General features: G+C 39.1%; 14 protein-coding genes. 9 read left to right on the top strand and 5 right to left on the bottom strand.

The features are described 5' to 3' along the window. The first annotated feature begins 523 nt into the window (after nucleotides 1-523). A complete protein-coding gene (gene tyrA / locus A7967_RS10480) occupies nucleotides 524-1,657 on the top strand; it encodes a bifunctional chorismate mutase/prephenate dehydrogenase (protein WP_054205161.1) in 1,134 nt (377 codons plus the stop codon). A 266-nt stretch (nucleotides 1,658-1,923) separates the two neighbouring features. Here the strand turns inward: tyrA and A7967_RS10475 are convergent, their stop codons facing one another. Next, complete coding sequence (locus A7967_RS10475; protein ID WP_054205162.1) at nucleotides 1,924-2,331, bottom strand: type 2 periplasmic-binding domain-containing protein; 408 nt, start codon at nucleotides 2,329-2,331, stop codon at nucleotides 1,924-1,926. A 10-nt stretch (nucleotides 2,332-2,341) separates the two neighbouring features. Next, a complete protein-coding gene (locus A7967_RS10470) occupies nucleotides 2,342-3,487 on the bottom strand; it encodes a porin (protein WP_064435691.1) in 1,146 nt (381 codons plus the stop codon). 363 nt (nucleotides 3,488-3,850) lie between these two features. Between A7967_RS10470 and A7967_RS10465 the strand changes: the two genes are divergently transcribed. The 5 genes from A7967_RS10465 to A7967_RS10445 all read left to right on the top strand — a co-directional run bounded on the left by A7967_RS10465 (nucleotide 3,851) and on the right by A7967_RS10445 (nucleotide 12,776). Beyond that, the gene (locus A7967_RS10465; RefSeq protein WP_054205164.1) at nucleotides 3,851-6,073 is read left to right on the top strand and encodes a TonB-dependent receptor; all 2,223 of its coding nucleotides are present in this window, start codon (nucleotides 3,851-3,853) and stop codon (nucleotides 6,071-6,073) included. Between the two features lie 155 nt (nucleotides 6,074-6,228). Next, entirely contained in the window at nucleotides 6,229-8,022 is a 1,794-nt protein-coding gene (locus A7967_RS10460) for a flavin monoamine oxidase family protein (protein ID WP_054205165.1), read from the top strand. Then, entirely contained in the window at nucleotides 8,009-9,778 is a 1,770-nt protein-coding gene (locus A7967_RS10455) for a thiamine pyrophosphate-binding protein (protein WP_054205166.1), read from the top strand. The genes A7967_RS10460 and A7967_RS10455 overlap by 14 nt, the downstream gene beginning before the upstream one ends. Continuing rightward, complete coding sequence (locus A7967_RS10450) at nucleotides 9,775-11,478, top strand: FAD-binding oxidoreductase (RefSeq protein ID WP_235575713.1); 1,704 nt, start codon at nucleotides 9,775-9,777, stop codon at nucleotides 11,476-11,478. Before A7967_RS10455 ends, A7967_RS10450 begins: the two co-directional genes overlap by 4 nt. Nucleotides 11,479-12,101: 623 nt before the next feature. Beyond that, nucleotides 12,102-12,776 carry a hypothetical protein gene (locus tag A7967_RS10445; RefSeq protein WP_064435690.1) on the top strand — a complete coding sequence of 225 codons (675 nt, stop codon included), beginning with the start codon at nucleotides 12,102-12,104 and terminating at the stop codon, nucleotides 12,774-12,776. A 28-nt stretch (nucleotides 12,777-12,804) separates the two neighbouring features. Here the strand turns inward: A7967_RS10445 and A7967_RS10440 are convergent, their stop codons facing one another. Then, a complete protein-coding gene (locus A7967_RS10440) occupies nucleotides 12,805-13,173 on the bottom strand; it encodes a hypothetical protein (RefSeq protein ID WP_054453335.1) in 369 nt (122 codons plus the stop codon). 99 nt (nucleotides 13,174-13,272) lie between these two features. Between A7967_RS10440 and A7967_RS10435 the strand changes: the two genes are divergently transcribed. Both A7967_RS10435 and ggt read left to right on the top strand, forming a co-directional pair. Continuing rightward, the gene (locus tag A7967_RS10435) at nucleotides 13,273-13,818 is read left to right on the top strand and encodes a GNAT family N-acetyltransferase (protein WP_054453337.1); all 546 of its coding nucleotides are present in this window, start codon (nucleotides 13,273-13,275) and stop codon (nucleotides 13,816-13,818) included. Nucleotides 13,819-13,892: 74 nt separating this feature from the next. Further along, nucleotides 13,893-15,563, top strand: a complete 1,671-nt coding sequence (ggt, locus tag A7967_RS10430) for a gamma-glutamyltransferase (protein WP_064435689.1) — start codon at nucleotides 13,893-13,895, stop codon at nucleotides 15,561-15,563. A 24-nt stretch (nucleotides 15,564-15,587) separates the two neighbouring features. Here the strand turns inward: ggt and A7967_RS22345 are convergent, their stop codons facing one another. Continuing rightward, nucleotides 15,588-15,728, bottom strand: a complete 141-nt coding sequence (locus tag A7967_RS22345) for a phage integrase N-terminal SAM-like domain-containing protein (protein WP_082355613.1) — start codon at nucleotides 15,726-15,728, stop codon at nucleotides 15,588-15,590. A gap of 98 nt (nucleotides 15,729-15,826) precedes the next feature. Continuing rightward, entirely contained in the window at nucleotides 15,827-16,750 is a 924-nt protein-coding gene (locus tag A7967_RS10425) for an IS1595 family transposase (protein ID WP_064435688.1), read from the bottom strand. Between the two features lie 284 nt (nucleotides 16,751-17,034). Here A7967_RS10425 and A7967_RS10420 point away from each other — a divergent pair, with 284 nt between their 5' ends. After that, nucleotides 17,035-17,364, top strand: a complete 330-nt coding sequence (locus A7967_RS10420) for a hypothetical protein (protein ID WP_054456076.1) — start codon at nucleotides 17,035-17,037, stop codon at nucleotides 17,362-17,364. Nucleotides 17,365-17,615: the final 251 nt, after the last annotated feature.

The following is a 17,615-nucleotide window of genomic DNA, read 5'->3' as shown; positions in this document are numbered from 1 at the left end:
GCTTAAATATTTAACCATTCTAGCGGACTAAATAAAGCGCTAACTGCGTTAGTAATTTTTCATGTACGACTGCATGGATGCAGGAGCTAGAGCAATGCAGGAGCAATTGCCGAGAACAACACCATGTCAAAATTTCTGCCTTGTTATCACTGTACTTATCTTTCGCTATAAATGGTCATTAACTTAACACGATTGGTATTAGAGATCAGGCACTACCATTCTCATATCAGTCCAAAAATGTTTAATTATTTTATCGGTTGGGTAATGTAGAATTACTGATAATCCGCCAAATAAAGTTATAAGCCCTAAGGTGAACGCCTAAAGTCGATTAGCAAGCGGTGACGATAACTCCGGACAGCTTATAAATTACAACTCATAGCTCCCAACTCCCAACTCAAATCACATTCTTTTCTTTATTTAACCTTTTAACAGTTAACCGATCCTGTTAGTATTTATTGTATTGATTAGTTTACTTTTATGTAAATATAAATATACAAAATTACATTTTTGAGGTGTATAGAGCGTGGCGAATATTAAAGATTTAGACCAGTTAAGAATAGGTATTGATGAGTGCGATACACAGCTGGTTGCATTGCTTGCTCAGCGTAATAGTATTACCCAAAAAATTGGTGAAATTAAGCAGCAAACAGGTGCCCCTTTACATGCACCAGAGCGTGAAGCCTCTTTGTTAGCGGCCAGACGCCAAGAAGCAATAAAGCAAGGCGTTAATCCTGAGCTTGTTGAAGATATTCTTAGGCGTATGATGCGAGAAGCGTATCAGAACCAACAAGCTAAATTGGCATGTAGTGCCCCGCAGCTATCACCTATTGTTATTGTTGGTGGTCAAGGTGCAATGGGGCAGCTTTTTGCTCAGCAATTTATTCGCTCTGGTTATGAAGTCAGGATCCTTGATAAAGATCAGCAAACGAATGCACAAGAAATTTTAAAAGGCGCAAAACTGGTGATGATCAGTGTGCCTATAAACGCCTTAGAAACGATAGTTAGAGCATTACCACCACTTGATAATGATTGTTTATTGGTTGATATAACATCGGTTAAGCAAGCACCACTAAGTGTGTTAAAAGAGGTACATAGCGGGCCTGTAGTGGGTTTACATCCCATGTTTGGTCCTGATATTTCTCACTGGGTTAAGCAAACGGTGGTGGTCTGTGAAGGGCGTGAGCATCAAGTTGCGCAAGGATTATTATCTCAGCTGCAAGTGTGGGGCTGTCAGTTAGTTGAACTTGATGCTAAAAAACACGATGAAGCTATGCAAATTATTCAAGTTATGCGCCATTTAACCACCTTTGTTTACGGCCAGTTCTTAGCTAAGCAAGGCCATACACTTGAAGAATTGCGAAGTTGCTCGTCACCAATATACCAATTAGAGTTAATGATGGTAGGGCGCTTATTTGCACAATCACCAGAGCTTTATTCCGATATTATGTTAGCACAATTTGATAATGTAGCGCCGTTACTTGCACAGTATCAAGAGACATTTGCGAGTACGTTAAAAAAGCTCAAAGCGGGTGATAAAGTTGGGCTAATAGATTCATTTGCTGAAGCAAAAGAATATTTTTCAGATTCAACCGCGCACTTTTTAACCCAAAGTCGCAGTTTGCTCAATAAAGCTAATGACGCAAAAGTACTTGATTAATAAAACGTTTAAAAAAATACCAGTCAGTTAAACTGACTGGTATTATACCCAAGCCACCTCAAGAAGCAGCAACGATGAGAGTAAGTCCCTATGAAACGCCCAACGGGTTGGTTTTAAAGCGATTTAGACTGCGTTACTTTTATAAGGAATTGATTTTAATAGTAGAACCACTATTACTTGCAGTCAATGCCTTGCCTAAATCGCTTTTAATTCCAACTAAAACTCGCATCTTGAGGTGGTTTGGGTATTTTACATACGCTTATATTTTAAAATGTAGCAATTACTTTTACAGCATCGCTTACTTTCGCGCTGTCAATATAACCAATAGAATCGGCGTTACTTACTACAAAATCAATAACTGCTTGATCGGAATCTAGTTTCTCTGGCGGTGTGCCTTTACCAGTAAAAACAAGCTTAGACCAATAAGCATTTAGCTGACTACTTGATTTGCCAACAACCTTGTTATTAAACTCATCAACAACACTGTTACCGTTTTGATTTACGGGGTTAACCTTTACACCATCGGCAAATGATTTGCTTTTACCTAGGTAGATTTTTTTTATCTCATTTTTGTCTAATGAATTGCTATTACTTGGGTTTACTATAACTGCAACATCAGCAAATGCTACAAAAGAGCAGGTTGAAATTAGGCTCGCTAAAATTAGCTTTTTCATTTTTATCCCCTTAAAAAACTAAATCTACAGCAACGGCAATAACGTCCGTTTCAGTATCTGTAATGTCATTTTTAAAACGGCTAAAATCTACTTTTAGCGCCGCTGATGGGTGGAAATCATAACGAGTGCCTATCGTGTAAACAGTGCTTTGTGCTTTAGTGCCCAAAAGTGCTTGGTTGATAGCGCCATTAAGATCAGGGATTTGAGTTATTTTATCAAAATCAGCGGCGTCATGTTTATCGTCATTGTTCTCGTAGGTGAAATGCACAATAATTTCATCCATACGATAACCAACAGAAGCATAATATTGCGACTGTTTTGCTAATATACTGTTTTCAACTTCAAGTTGAGTATATTCAGCGTCAAATAGTATGTCGTTATAATCAATTGAAAAACCAACACCGATAAATGTTCCATCATCTTCAGAAATCGCAATATCATTTGCTTGTGTTACTAACCCGTTATCACGCAGTGTTTTCTCAAGGCCATTTAGAGCTTGGCCTGTAGGCTCTTGATCACTTAGGCCAATAGATGTTTCAGCAACAAGGTATGCTGCACGGGCACTGAACCAATCATATGATAAAGTCCAGTTAATGCCTGCTATATCATTTAGCTCAGCTTTATCGTTATAAGTAACAACTCCAATATTACCATCAAAGCTGCCATAAATAATTTGTAGAGTTGAGTCCCAGTCACCTAGCTGTGATGTGTGCAGCAGGCTAAGGCCTTCGTATGTTGAAAATGGAATATTGTAAACAGATTGAGGTGGTCTTACCCAGCGATATGCATAGCCAACATCTATAAAGTCAGAATAACGATAAAAAGGCACACGCATTTTACCTGCACTGAGTTGCAGCTCATCGGTAAATTCGTAAGTTAAGTAGGCCCATTCAAATTCCGCATTGAAGTCATTTTCACCACGGGCAACAATTTGTGCTGTTGCGCTCAATTTATCTTGTAAGTCAGCAGATAACTGTAATGCAAAGACACTCTCATTTTTGAATGAAATATCATTGTCATATTCATACAAGGTTGAATCGTTATCTAATGTTTTTCCGCCAACTATTGATGCAAAACCGTTTATGCGAACTTCAGCGTTTGCATAACTTGTTACGCACGCGCAGCAGATAGCGACAGCTAAGGATAGCTTTTTCATATGTGTGTCCTAGGTGTTTAGTATGTTGATTTCGACTACATTATAGAATGAAAGGGGTAAATTATCGAATGTTATGTTTTATTTTATCTTATGTATGTTGTTTTTGTTCTTGTAATGGGTAAATAATCTGTAATTTGTTTTTTTTAGGTTTTATAAATCCTATTTGCGAATGGTTTATTATCATAATTAATGAAATGTTTAACTAAAGTAATAAAAGTGACGACTTACATTAAATTTATACACAAATTCACAATACTGTCATATAATATCCTTCCAGAGGAAAGATGCTTATTTAAGCATCTTTTTTTGTGCCTGATATTTAAAACAGCGCAAACACACACACGGTATCCTTTGGAGAGAATTTTGAAATTACGTAACCTTTCACAGTTAAGCTTAGCAATAATTGCCACTTTTGCGACTACAACTTATGCTCAAGATGAAAAAACCACTGCAAAGCAGGATGCTTTTGAGAAAATCGAAATAACAGCACGTAAGCGCACCGAAAGTATTTTTGAATCCCCAACAGCGGTGACTTCAATCGGTGAAGATCTTATCGATAAAGCCAATATGAGTAATCTTGAAGACATAGGTAAATATGTACCTAACCTAAATATTACTCGTTATGGTGTGGGTAATGCAGCCCATGCATCTGTTTTTATTCGTGGCATAGGCTTACAAGATCACATCATCACCACAGATCCTGGTGTTGGTGTATACCTAGATGGCGTTTACCTAGGGCGTCAAATGGGTTCTAACTTGTCATTACCAAACGTTGAGCGTGTGGAGGTGTTACGTGGCCCTCAAGGGACTTTATATGGGCGTAATACATTAGGTGGCGCAGTAAATATCATTACAAAACAGCCCGGTGATGAAGGTATTTTAACAACGACAGCAAAAGTGGGCTCTCGTGGGCGCATCGCTGGCGATGTGTATTTTAATAATGCATTGACTGATGAGCTGAGTATGTCTGCCAGTGCATCTTACAAAAAACGTGATGGTGTAGGTAGAGCAATCAATTTAGCCAATCCTGAAAAAGAAATTGGCGAAGAACAAGAAACGAGCGGGCGCGTTGCACTAAAATGGCAAGCAAATAGTGATTTTTCAATGGTTTTCTCATTGGATGCTGTTGATAATGAATCGGGCCAATCACCTTACACAATCGAATTAACACAACCATTAGATGCAAGCGACCCTTTTAATGGCGACTTCCCACTATTAACAGCTGACATGCTACCTGCAAATCCAGATGATTTAGCATCAACTGTTGCAGGTATTGAATCAACGTCATATTCAGGTTGGGGTACATCGTTGAGTGCTGATTGGGCGATTAACGATATTTACTCGGCTAAGTTTATTTCAAGTTATCGTACGTCAGAATATGACGGCGGTTTGGATGATGATGCAACGGCGCTTAATTTATCAGAATTTCCAGAAGAGGGTGGCGCGGATCAATACTCGTTTGAAATTCAATTAAACGGTACATTTGCGGACATGGACTTTGTATCTGGCCTTTATTATTTCAACGAAGATGGCTTTACACGTTCAGGTCCTTTTGTATTTAGTCCTTGGAATACTCCGAATGGTTTATTAAATGATGGCGTATCAGCATCATTTGGAGACTACGGCTTCTTTGACGTAAACCAAGAAACCAACTCATATGCAGCGTATATAAATGCAAGCTATGACTTAACTGATGATTTAAGCATTGGTGGTGGTCTTCGTTATTCAAAAGATAAAAAAGCAGCGAATGCGGTATTCCCAAGTTTTTCTGAGCGTAAATACGTAACCGCTGATTTTGATGCAGTAACATGGGATGTAAACGCATCTTACCAACTTAGCAACAACATGAACGTATACGGTCAAATTCAAAAAGGTTATCAAACAGGGGGCTTTCCGCCTCGTCCATTTGGTGGGCCTGATCAATTCGTACCGTTTGATGAAACTAAAGCAATTAACTACGAGCTGGGTTTAAAAGGGCAGGTACATGAAAATGTATCTATGATGCTTGCTGTGTTTGTAACTGATTACACAGACTTGGCATTACCATTTTCTGATCCAACGGCTGGTGGTGGGTTTGTAACAATTGTTGAAAATGCAGGTGCTTCAAAAGCACAAGGTATTGAGCTTGAAACAACTATCGCAATTACAGATGATTTCACTATTCGCAGCGCCGTTGGTTATTTAGATTCTGAAATTACAGAGGTTGATGCTGGCGTACAAGGTATTGGTATCGGAGATTCACCGGCATTAACACCACGTTGGACTGTAATGGTTGCGCCATCTTACTTTGTTGACTTAAGTAACGGCGGCACAATTGCACTTAATGCTAACTATTCATACCGTAGTGATATGCAAGGTCAGTCAGTATTTAACCAAAGTGAGCAAATTGATTCGCGTGAGTTAGTCGGTTTTAATATTTCTTACCTTAATGCTTATGGCGATATGGAAGTGACATTATACGGCGAAAATGTGCTAAACGAAGTTTACGATGTAGGTCGTCTGCAACAATCGGGTTTTGTAGGCGTGATGCGCAGTAATGACCGCAGTGAATTTGGTATTAAGTTTAAGAAAGATTTTGAGCTTTAATTACTAAAAAAACCTGGTTTAAACATTAAAAGGTAAGCTTAGGCTTACCTTTTTTTGTGAATTTATAGTCACAGTTCATTTTGTAATAGCGTGTAATAGAACTCGTAATTATTTTTGACTAGCCTTAGCTTAATTTAGTTAAGGAATAAACAATTATGAAGAACGAACTTGATATAGCAATTGTTGGTGGTGGCGTGTCTGGTGTTTACAGTGCGTGGAGGCTACAACAGCATGAAGGCAAAGCAAAACGTATAGCACTATTTGAATACAGTGACCGCATAGGGGGACGTTTATACAGTAAAACACTGCCCGGGTTACCGAATGTAGTTGCTGAGTTAGGGGGAATGCGTTTTATTCCTTCAGATCATGTCATGGTTAATGCATTAGTTAATAATCTGAACCTGAAAACGCAAGATTTCCCAATGGGTTCTTCTTTACCCATGTATCCTAATTCAAAAGATCCCGCTTTGAAAGATGTAAAAGCGGGCAGTGAAAATAATCTTTTTTATCTGCGCGGTCAATATTTTCGTTACCGAGATTTTGCGCAGTGCCCTGATAAAATACCTTATAACTTAAACGCATCTGAACGCGGCTTTGGCCCTGAGGATTTGCAAGTTAAGGTGATGAACTTAATTTGTCCTGGTTTTGCTGACATGAGTCTGTGTGAGCAAATGAAAGTGAAAGTATTTGGCAAAGAGATTTGGAAGTATGGTTTTTGGAATCTACTTGAGCGAGTACTAAGTAACGAAGCCTATTTATTTATGAAAGAGGCTGGCGGGTACGATGCTAATGTTGCTAATGCAAGTGCGGTTACTCAGCTTCCCGCAACAGAATACAGTGATGACACTGAGTTTCTCACTCTTACTGATGGATTCCAGGCACTGCCATTAACACTGTGCGCGCAGTTTAAAGCGTTACCAAGCTGTTTAGCCGAAGATGACAAAGTGAAAATGAATAAACGGTTAGTGAAAATTAACTATTTGGATGATCCTGATTATCGATATGAATTAATATTTCAATCAACGTGCACAGATCAATATGGCAAAACAGTTGATGACTTAACCGTCACTGATCAGGAAATTGTAAAAACGAAACGGTTAATTTTGGCAATGCCAAGACGTTCATTGGAGCTTATTGAGTCTGAATTTTTTGCTGATCCATGGTTAAAAGAAAATATCCCCTCAGTACTTATACAAAAAGCGCTAAAAATGTTTATGGCTTACGAGCAGCCTTGGTGGCGAAGTTTAGGTCTAGTTGCAGGTCGTTCAGTGACCGACTTACCAATTAGGCAAACATATTATATGGGAACAGAGTGCGACCAAGCAGGCGGTTTACCAAATACAAATTCGTTATTGATGGCGTCATATAATGATATTGGCTCTATCCCCTATTGGAAAGGCTTAGAGTCTGGTGAGTTATATTCTGGTTACACACCAAGCTATGGATGTGAAGGTTATACCCCACAAGAAATAGTCCCTAAAAGCCAATGCCAAATAACCACTGGCATGGTGGAAGCTGCACACAGACAAATAGAAGCGCTTCATGAGCAAAAAGAATTAGCAATGCCGTATTCGGCCATTTACCAAGATTGGGGAGACGCCCCTTATGGCGGGGGTTGGCATGAGTGGAAAGCAAATTATCGTTTAGATGAAATTATGTGTCGTATGCGCCACCCTGTTGATAAAGAAAACATATATATTATTGGTGAGGCGTACTCATACGAACAAGGCTGGGTTGAAGGTGCATTAAATACAGCAGAATCAACACTCGAGGAGTTTTTTGATTTACCCACACCATGCTGGTTAGATCAAAAGCATAATTATCTACCTGTTAATTGCAATAAGACCTGCAAAGATCAAAGTGAAAAAGTGCAGCCTAATGCAAGCAGTAATACACTTAATGAAGTAACGAAATTTGCGTACGAAGGAATTAACCATGAGTACCAATAATTTTACAGTTGCTGACTATTTATTAACGCGCTTAAAAGAGCAAAGTCTAGAAAAAATATTTCAAGTACCGGGTGACTATGTACAGGAGTTTATGAGCGCACTTGATAAGTTTGATGGTATTGATGCGGTTGGTGACATAACGGAGCTAGGTGCAGGTTATGCGGCCGAAGGTTATGCTCGTTACAGAGGAATTGGCGCAGTATCGGTGCAATATGGAGTCGGTACATTAAGTGTTATAAACGCAATTGCAGGCGCCTATGTAGAAAGAAATCCTGTGGTGGTGATCACGGCTAGCCCATCAATTGATGATCGAAAAATTATCGCAGATACAGGCGCATTATTTCATCACTCAACGGGTAATTATAATTCAAACCAAGTCATATTTGAAAGTGTGACCGTGGCAAGTGAAATACTGTCAGATCCTGAGATGGCTCCAACTATTATAGATGCAGCATTAGCGTGTGCAATAAAAGAAAAAAGGCCAATTTACTTAGAAGCTTGGCAAAATGTCTGGGGGGCAGAATGCAAAGCACCCATGCAACCGCTGGTTATTACCGATTCACCAGCTAACCTAGGTATGCAAAAAACATTACTACAACAGACCATACAAAAGCTAGAAAGTGCAAAACAGCCAATAATTATGCTGGGGATAGAGATCGCAAGGTTAGGCTTACAAGACAAGGTAGAGTCACTTTTACATTTACTTAATATACCTTATACCACAAGCACATTGGCTAAATCGGTGATCAGCGAGCGAAGCGAAATTAGCCATAAATTATTTGTAGGCACCTATGCAGGCGAAGCCTCATTACCTGAAACGTTCGATTATGTGTCGCAATGCGATGCAGTTTTAGCGCTTGGGGTCATTTTTACTGATGACTACATCACGATGCTGACAAATCAAGGCTCTGATCTAATAAGAGTCAATATGGATGGTGCGCTTGTTGGTAACAGTGATCACTTTATTCATACCAGCCTAGCAGTATTCATTAATGAATTGATTGCGCATTTTTTGTGTTCATCAGCAGGCTTTAACGTGACGTTTTCAAAGCCCGACAATTTTGGCTTCAATGCACTGCCGCTCACTAAGCATAGCGATTTGTGCAGCCAAATTAGTTACGAAAGCTTCTTTACTTTTTATCAACAAGAGTTAAATGAATCGAGTCCCTTAAAAAGATATAACCTTATTTTAGGTGAAAGCTCATCACTTTATATGGCTGCAAGATTGATTGGCATAGAAAAAAATCACTTCGTCAGTGATGCCGCATGGGGATCTCTGGGACATGAAACAGGGTGCTCTTTAGGTGTATCACTTGCAAATGATAACCGTAGTATTGTAATTGCAGGGGATGGCGGGTTTATGATGATGTGCCAGACACTTTCAACGCTGAGGCGTAATCACTGTAATACCGCTGTATTTGTAATGAGTAACGAGGTTTATGCTATTGAGCAATCATTTGTAGATATTTGCGCATTTACACCTGAAGGAAAATTTGCTCCTTTTGATGAATTACCTTCTTGGGATTACGAAGCGTTAGCTCAGGCTTACGGTGTTAAATATTTAAATGTCAATTCAGTGGCAAATCTACAAGATGCATTTAATATTTTATATGAAAATACATCAGCGCCTTACCTCATTAAAGTTGATATTGCACGTGATGATTTAGCGCCAGCAATTCAAACGCTTGCAGAGTCAGTAACCGGTCAAAAACGTGACGAGTGTTTATGTCACAAGGATAATAAAGGGAATATATGATGAATAACCAAAATACAGTTCATGAAGTTTCGCAACAGCCGCACGAACAGCTAAAAAGCGCCCAGAGCCTGATGGCAACTTATTGGAATAATACGCTAAGGTTGGTTCAAGCACTTAAGTCTTTGGATTTTAAAGATGATCAGCTGCTAACTCAAGCATCCCCATCAGTGTCTGAAACTCCAGGGTTAACAGGGTATCAAGCGCAAACCCTTATATTTAATACTCGTTTACGATTCAATCCTGCTGTTATTATAATGTGTGAATCAACAAAAAATGTAGCACAGGCATATAAGCAAGCTATTAGCTTGAACTTACCGATCCGCGTTCGTTCTGGTGGACACGACCATGAAGGGGAGTGTACGGGCACCGATGTGATTTTATTAGATTTGAGCCGATTAACAGATTTTAACGTTGATAAAGTTAACGGCGACTATATTGCTAGTATAGGCTCAGGTTATCGTTTTTTTCAGGTGGTGCCAAAGCTAGCTGATAATAACCCGCCATTGACAATACCTCATGGTACATGCGCAACAGTCGGTTTAGCTGGTTTTATTCAAGGCGGAGGCTGGGGACCATGGACACGTAGCAAAGGGATGTGCTGTGAGTCGCTGGTGGGGGCTACTGTTGTATTAGGTAACGGTGATATTGTTGAAGTAAACGAAAAATCCCATCAAGCTTTATTATGGGCATTACGTGGTGGCGGCGCCCTAAGTTACGGTATAGTGACCAACTTTAAAGTAAAAGCATTTGAGATCCCAGAAGAGATCCATCGTTTTGTAATAAACTGGAATACTAATGACGAGCATGCGCAACTCTTGCCCACGTTTGAGCTTTTATCGCAATGGGAAGACGTTATAAATAACGCAAGTACCGATATGCTGGTCGGCACTAATTTAAAAATTAATGCAGTTGCTGCTGAGCACGCGACAAGTGAAGTTAGAAAGTTATGCCACCCGAGCTCTATGTACGGCTATTGGCAGGGAAGTTGGCAGGCACTAGAAGAATTTGTAACAAACAACTTTAGCAATAGTACACCAGTACACCAAGGTACAGATACAAAAGCTAACTATAACAGTGCATTAATGAGTAATTGGTCACGAAACTCCCTTTACGATGTACTAAAGAATAAAATGCACGTAGGTAATTTAACGAATACCGATGGCATGCCATTCACTCCTGACTTTGATGCACCTGCACCACATAAATTAACATCTAAAGTTGTGAAAATTAGTGGTCTAAAAAAAGAAGGGAAAGATCAGTTAATTCAGAGTTTAACGTCAGATTTAATTAATGCGAAGAGTAGTGATTTAGGCCTGTTTAGTTACGTTACGCTCGGTGCTATAGCAGGTCCTTTCTATGATGAAATAAGCGAAGAAGAGCCAAACGCCCGCGTTGCATTCCCTTATTCAAAATCTCAGTACACTATTCAATATCAAACATGGTGGAATGAGTCGGTTGAGTTAAAAGAAAAAGGCCAAAATAATGAGGTCTACAATTATATCAATAGAGCAATGGACTGGATTGAAGTAAGCCGAGAGACACAAATTAATGGAACTGAGGGCGCGTTTATTAGCTTTAAAGACAGTGCAATCCCAACAAAAACGTACTTCCTTGGTAGTTATCAGCAACTTATTGATGTAAAAGAAGCATATTCAAAAGACTCTTTTAATCACCTAAGGTCACGTAAAACGATTATTTAATTTGGTCGAACCAAGTTTTATTTAAGCACTAAAAGCGCTGGTTAGCTAAAATGTCATTTTTGTTTTATTACAAAGCAAAAGTGGCATTTTTAACATCACATATCCCCAAACAATTGACGACCATAATATTGAAATTTTACTTTCGTTTATCCATAGAATCGCCATGTTAAGTATCTAGGGCGTGTTGACCTTTCGTGATTGATTTTGCAGCAGTCTATTTGGTATTTAGGCAAGGCAGCGCCTATGGTGTGTGGTTGCTCCCCATAAATAGGCGATAACGCAGTATAAATGCCAAACATGCGCTGCCCAAAGGGTTCTTCCTAAGGGTGATTAACTCTTTGTTACCTGCATAGAGGGTAACAAAGAGGTGTGAGCAGGACGCGGAAGCTTTGCTCGATTTTTACTTATTCTCACATGGATGTGAGCCAGTAGAATAACGCAGGAGCAGTTATCGAGCCCACTCGATTACAAACCTCGCGCCTCGATTAAATCGCCCCTAGATTGAACAAATTTCAATCCACAAAGGTCAACACACCCTAGCTTTCGTATGCTTATTTTATATTTACAGGCATTGTATTGAGAGAATATAGTGACGATATAAAAAAATAAGGATCAGCATTAAAATGGAACATACGTTTTATTTACTCACGCGACAACAACAGCACGCTTTTCAATTAAAATTAGCGGGGTTATTTATTGTAGGTAACCTCGTTTTAGCAGGGTTGTTTTTTATGCTCTCAGTTTTATTTTTATCAATATTTGCTGTTTCAATCAGTCTTTCTGTATTTGCACCATTTATTGACATACCCAGCGGAATTAAAGCGGGTAGCCTTAAATATTATTCACCCTTGTTGATTGGTGAAAAAGTAAAAAATGCACGTTTGGTGCTACATGGCGGAAGTTTATTTGATTACTATTTTGTACTTAATTCAAAAGATAGCGCGCAGCAGCGCACTAAACAGGTATTTTCAGGCTACATTGAAGGGCTATTAACGCTGATAAGCGAGTATGAAAACCATCAGCCAACACACATTACTTTAAAAGCATCGAGTTATATTATTAATCCGCGAACAGCTAATAAACTCGGTTTACGCCAAGTTGAAACAGATCCGCTGCAACGTTTTATATTGTATTTTAATTTTATAAATTTAAGTTGTGCAATGTCGTTGATCAAAGGCAAATTCACTCTTGTTAATATGAAAAAAGTGTATACGTTTGAAGGGGATCTTGATGTGTTGATCACTAAAAAACAGTATTTAGTTAAGTTACAACAACGGATCAAAGGGCTAGGTGAATAAACACATAGCCCACAAGGAAAATATGTTATTAGTTGTTTTTCTCTTGCTCGCGTTTTTCACGTGCTTCACGTAATTCAGCTGCGAGTTCTTGCGCTTTTTGCTTGGTTTTCTCAGTGAGTTCACCAGCGGCTTCTTTACTCTCTAACCATGCATCAAGAGCGACTTCTTTACCGTCATCATACATATCTAGGCCTAACTTTTTACTCTCACTAAGTAGCTCATCAAGCGATTCACCTTTAAATTCGTTAGTGGTTTCTTTTACATCATTCCATGCATCGGTGAGCGCTTCTTGAACGTCGGCTTTTGCTTCAGAGGCATCTTTTTTTACTTCGTTAGCATCTTCACAACCAGTTAATGCTACACAACCTAATAAAACTAAACTTGCTAATTTGTTCATATTTGTTCTCTAATAAAAGGATTGAAGCCTAAGAGTTTTTATCTTAGGTACGGTCATTATTAATGACAACGCAATAACAAGCAATATACAGGTAGAAAAATGAATATACCCCAAACAGCACGACTTAATTTTAAATTAATGGGCGAAAGAGATGCTCAGCTACTATTTGATTTAGACAGCGATCCAGATGTAATGCGCCACCTCACGCGTGGTAAAGTAAGCTCAATGCAAATGATTAAAGAGGTATTTATCCCTCGCTTGCAAGCCTACACTAATCCAGATAAAGGCTGGGGCTTATGGCAAGTAAATATTACTGACACTAATACATTTATAGGCTGGGTGTTGATACGTCCTATGGGATTTTTTACAGATGAGTCAAATTTTAGTGATATAGAAATTGGTTGGCGATTTAAGCAACTAAGCTGGGGAAAAGGATACGCAAGCGAAGCGGCTAAAGCAGTGGCAGAAGTCATAGAAAAACAAGCCGGTGTCACCGCATTGAGTGCAACAGCCCTAAAAGACAATATTGGTTCAATTAAAGTAATGCAAAAACTAGGAATGCAGTTTATTAAGCAATACATTCATACTGACGAAAATGGTGATTTACCAGCGGTACTCTATCGCAAAAGTATTGAGATTGAGTAATAGTAGTTTGACCGTATCACGCACAGAGTGTATTAATAAAATAATTAAAAAATAAATACAATAAGGAATTAATTATGTTTTTAGGTGCTAGGCATTTACTGCTATTGAGTGTAGTAGTTATTCAATTACAAATGAGCGTGTTAGCAAATAATACCAAGCTGGCTCAAGCGGCCGTTGCAATGCCAGATAGTTATAGCAGTGATACGGCACGTGTTATTTTAGAGCTTGGCGGAAATGCTGTAGATGCCGCAATTGCAGCGCAGTTTGTGTTAGCCGTTACTTTACCTGAGGCTGGGAATATCGGCGGCGGTGGCTTTATGCTGATCCAAAAAGACGGCAAAGGAGACTTTATTGATTACCGCGAAACAGCACCCAGCGCAGCTCACCGAGATATGTACTTAGATAAGCAAGGTAACGTCATTACTAATAAGTCAGTATACGGGATCCATGCCAGCGGCGTTCCCGGAAGTGTTGCAGGCATGTGGTTAGCGCATCAAAAACACGGCACACTCAATTGGGACGTATTAGTTGAGCCAGCAGTTAAGCTAGCCGAACATGGATTTATAGTGCATCCAAAGCTTGCTAGTAGCATAGAGCGTTATATTGCACGGATGGCTAAAAAAGAGGTATCTATTAACTTTGCTGATTATTTCTCCAGTGCTAAGGCGAATAAAAACTTCAAACAACCAGAACTAGCAGCCACATTAAAGCGTATTCGTGATAAAGGCCAAGCGGGGTTTTATGAAGGTGAAACAGCAAAAATTATTGCTAACTTTATGTCTGAGCACGGTGGCATTATTACACAAGCAGATTTAAAAGCGTATCAAGCTAAATCAAGAGTCCCTATGAAATCAGCGTGGAATGGTTATGAAGTACTTACTTCGCCACCACCCAGCTCTGGTGGCATCGCTATTTTACAATGGCTTAAAATGTATGAGTTAACAAAACCTGCGAAAGGGCTGGAGCATAATTCAGTAGGGTATATTCATTTATTAGCCGAAATAGGCAAACGCGTGTTTGCTGATAGGGCAGAGTATTTAGGCGATCCCGACTTTTTTGATGTACCAAAAGCGGCGTTAATTGCCAGTGATTACCTTGAAAAGCGTAGCAGTACGATAACGCTAGATAAAATATCAACGACTGAAAACATTCAACCCGGTTTATATGAAAGCGAACAAACCACACACTTTTCAATTGTTGATAAGTGGGGCAATGCAGTATCGAATACCACCACGATTAATTTAGGATACGGCAGTGGCGTAGTGGTCGCAGGTGCAGGCTTTTTACTTAACGACGAAATGGACGACTTTAGTGCAAAACCAGGGGTAATGAATGTATTTGGCGCGCTCGGCGGCAAAGCCAATGAAATACAGCCCCATAAGCGTATGCTCAGCTCAATGACGCCAACCATCTTACTCAAAGACAATAAAGTAAAAATGGTCACCGGCTCACCGGGTGGCACCACGATTATTAGCTCAGTGTATGAATCTATTTTAAATGCGGTGGAATTTAATATGAGTGCAGAACAAGTGGTAAACAGCCCGCGTTTTCATCATCAACTTTGGCCTAAAAACGTGATCCGTCATCACCCAGGTTTAGATACAGAGGTTGTTAAAGCACTTGAAAACATGAGCTATACACTCAATGAACGCCGTTTTGGAGATATGCACGTGATTATTGAACGCGATGGCAAACTTGACGCAGGCTCTGAAGCATCAGGGCGCGGAAAAGCGGTGGTGTTTTGAGGTAGCAGCGGTAAGCGGTAAGTTTTAAGGTTGCTCGGTTTCAGTATCTTCCATGGAGCTTGAATGTTGCATATTATTAAAACGGATATAGGCAGCTATCCAAAACAGATAAGCTTCAATAGTGCTCTTAGCATACCGCTTGCTATACATATGATCTTTAATCATGCTTAGAAAAAGAGATTTCATAAATAATATTCAACTTCCAAATTGCACTGTATGTATAGGGCTATGTTGTAGTTGAGTGTGGGTATTAAAAATTCATATCATAATGCCTCTTTTATCCATGTTTGATCTGAATACTCAGTGTTATCTTCCATAAACCTAAACCAGCTTAAATAATTCTCAATGTAGTCTGTACCAATGCCATTAAAACGTCTTAACCATGCCTTCCAGCGCATCATATAATTATTAAGTGTTTGGATATGGTAAATACCTTCTACCACTCTTTGGTTATCCAAGCCAATTAAGCGTTTATGGTCAATATTGAGTTCTTTAGCAATACCTTTATACGATAAGTTTCCATCAGTACAAAGCACTGAGCCTGATGATAATAAAGGCTTCAATTGTGCTTGAATATTTTCTTTTGTATTTCGCTCTAAAACCTTGTGAGATATAGCACCACTACGATCAAGAGCAATGAGAATAGGAACTTTTTCGATTTTTCCACCACCACGTTTACGGGACTTACGGTTAATAACCCTCTTACCTTTAAAAGATTCTGGTAAAGATGTTTCATCAGCTTCAATAACACCCGTTAGTACTGAAGGATTAAAGCTGGCAGGGGCTTTAATAAACATATGTCTCCAACGAAATGACGTTCTAAGTGTTATATTCAAAGCTTTAGCTGATTTTCTAAGGGATACGCCTTCCCACATCAATTTGGTATATTCGATCCACTTCTCAGCCTTTTTCATTCGGTAAAGTGGTGAGTCTGCAAGTGCATTAAATGTTTTGTTGCATGATTTACACTTAAAGCGCTGAATTCCTTGCTTTGTCATTCCCCAACGATTTAGATTATGTGAATCACAATGGGGGCAATGAGATATTGATTCTTCATGGTCGGCAATGGCTTGACCTACTTGGTTAGTGACAATATTTGATTCAACTTCGTGGCGAAGCTTTTTAAGTTGAGCGTAATTTAAGTTGGTAATGTGATGTAGTATATTTTGAAACTGCTTGGAAGCCATGTTGCACCTACCGTTATTAGGTTTCAGTATATTAAATATAGTTCACCAACACTGAAATACAACATAGCCATAAATATACAGTCTAGTTGTTTTGCTCCCATATTCAAGAAAAAGAGCTTCGAGCGTATTTTCTTTTTCTGATTATATTTAGTACCAAGAAATAATTATAGCTAGCAATGGGTTAAGTTATTTGTTAAAAAAGACTTATTAGATACATGAGCGTGACTTCGGCAGAAATATGCGCGACGCGCGCACTATAAAATTGTTAGGCACTCGGAGAAACTTTGAAGAAGTTTTTACTTATCTTAGGGTTTTTAATATTAATTCCTGTAGCAGCATTGTTGATAATTGCTGTGCCGCAGCTATTAAATAAAGATCCGGATGCTACATATGAGTTGCGTGGAAGATACAGAACGTCTGATGATGGTAGTACTTATCTAGTTATTGAAGACCAAGGGACTGATAAGTGTTTCGTTAATAGTAAGCCTTGGCCTCATAATTCCTCACAAAAAGGAAAAATATCACATGGCGATGTGCATATTGAGTGCGGTATGTACATGTCTATTACAGTACCTAAAGGCACTATATATTATTTTAATTATTGGGGGCCTTGAGTGCCTAACAACTCAATTAACTCACTCACTTCGTTCGCTGGGACGCATACACGCGGGGCGGCTTCGCCATTATACCCCACGCGCCTGCGCCCGTTATTGAAAAGTTGTGGCTGTAGAATTACTCTTTTTTAAGAAAAACAGCCTGTTTTATGGGTTCCAAATGCATTATCTAATGCTTTAAAAACGCTTAGAGTTAATTACAGGAGCTCGTTTTTTAATTGAATTTGGCTGTTAGAGTTATTCTACAGCCT

It is taken from the genome of Pseudoalteromonas neustonica (assembly GCF_001653135.1).
Taxonomy (GTDB): Bacteria; Pseudomonadota; Gammaproteobacteria; order Enterobacterales; family Alteromonadaceae; genus Pseudoalteromonas; species Pseudoalteromonas neustonica.
The sequence above is the reverse complement of the archived record's forward strand: the minus strand, read 5'-3'. Positions and strand labels throughout refer to the sequence as shown.

What these genes read in the sequence shown, in the direction of transcription:
- A7967_RS10475 (WP_054205162.1), bottom strand. Translation starts at nt 2,331, where the DNA reads ATGAAAAAGCTAATTTTAGCGAGCCTAATTTCAACCTGCTCTTTTGTA.
- A7967_RS10470 (WP_064435691.1), bottom strand. Translation starts at nt 3,487, where the DNA reads ATGAAAAAGCTATCCTTAGCTGTCGCTATCTGCTGCGCGTGCGTAACA.
- A7967_RS10460 (WP_054205165.1), top strand. Translation starts at nt 6,229, where the DNA reads ATGAAGAACGAACTTGATATAGCAATTGTTGGTGGTGGCGTGTCTGGT.
- A7967_RS10455 (WP_054205166.1), top strand. Translation starts at nt 8,009, where the DNA reads ATGAGTACCAATAATTTTACAGTTGCTGACTATTTATTAACGCGCTTA.
- A7967_RS10450 (WP_235575713.1), top strand. Translation starts at nt 9,775, where the DNA reads ATGATGAATAACCAAAATACAGTTCATGAAGTTTCGCAACAGCCGCAC.
- A7967_RS10445 (WP_064435690.1), top strand. Translation starts at nt 12,102, where the DNA reads ATGGAACATACGTTTTATTTACTCACGCGACAACAACAGCACGCTTTT.
- A7967_RS10440 (WP_054453335.1), bottom strand. Translation starts at nt 13,173, where the DNA reads ATGAACAAATTAGCAAGTTTAGTTTTATTAGGTTGTGTAGCATTAACT.
- A7967_RS10435 (WP_054453337.1), top strand. Translation starts at nt 13,273, where the DNA reads ATGAATATACCCCAAACAGCACGACTTAATTTTAAATTAATGGGCGAA.
- ggt (WP_064435689.1), top strand. Translation starts at nt 13,893, where the DNA reads ATGTTTTTAGGTGCTAGGCATTTACTGCTATTGAGTGTAGTAGTTATT.
- A7967_RS22345 (WP_082355613.1), bottom strand. Translation starts at nt 15,728, where the DNA reads ATGATTAAAGATCATATGTATAGCAAGCGGTATGCTAAGAGCACTATT.
- A7967_RS10425 (WP_064435688.1), bottom strand. Translation starts at nt 16,750, where the DNA reads ATGGCTTCCAAGCAGTTTCAAAATATACTACATCACATTACCAACTTA.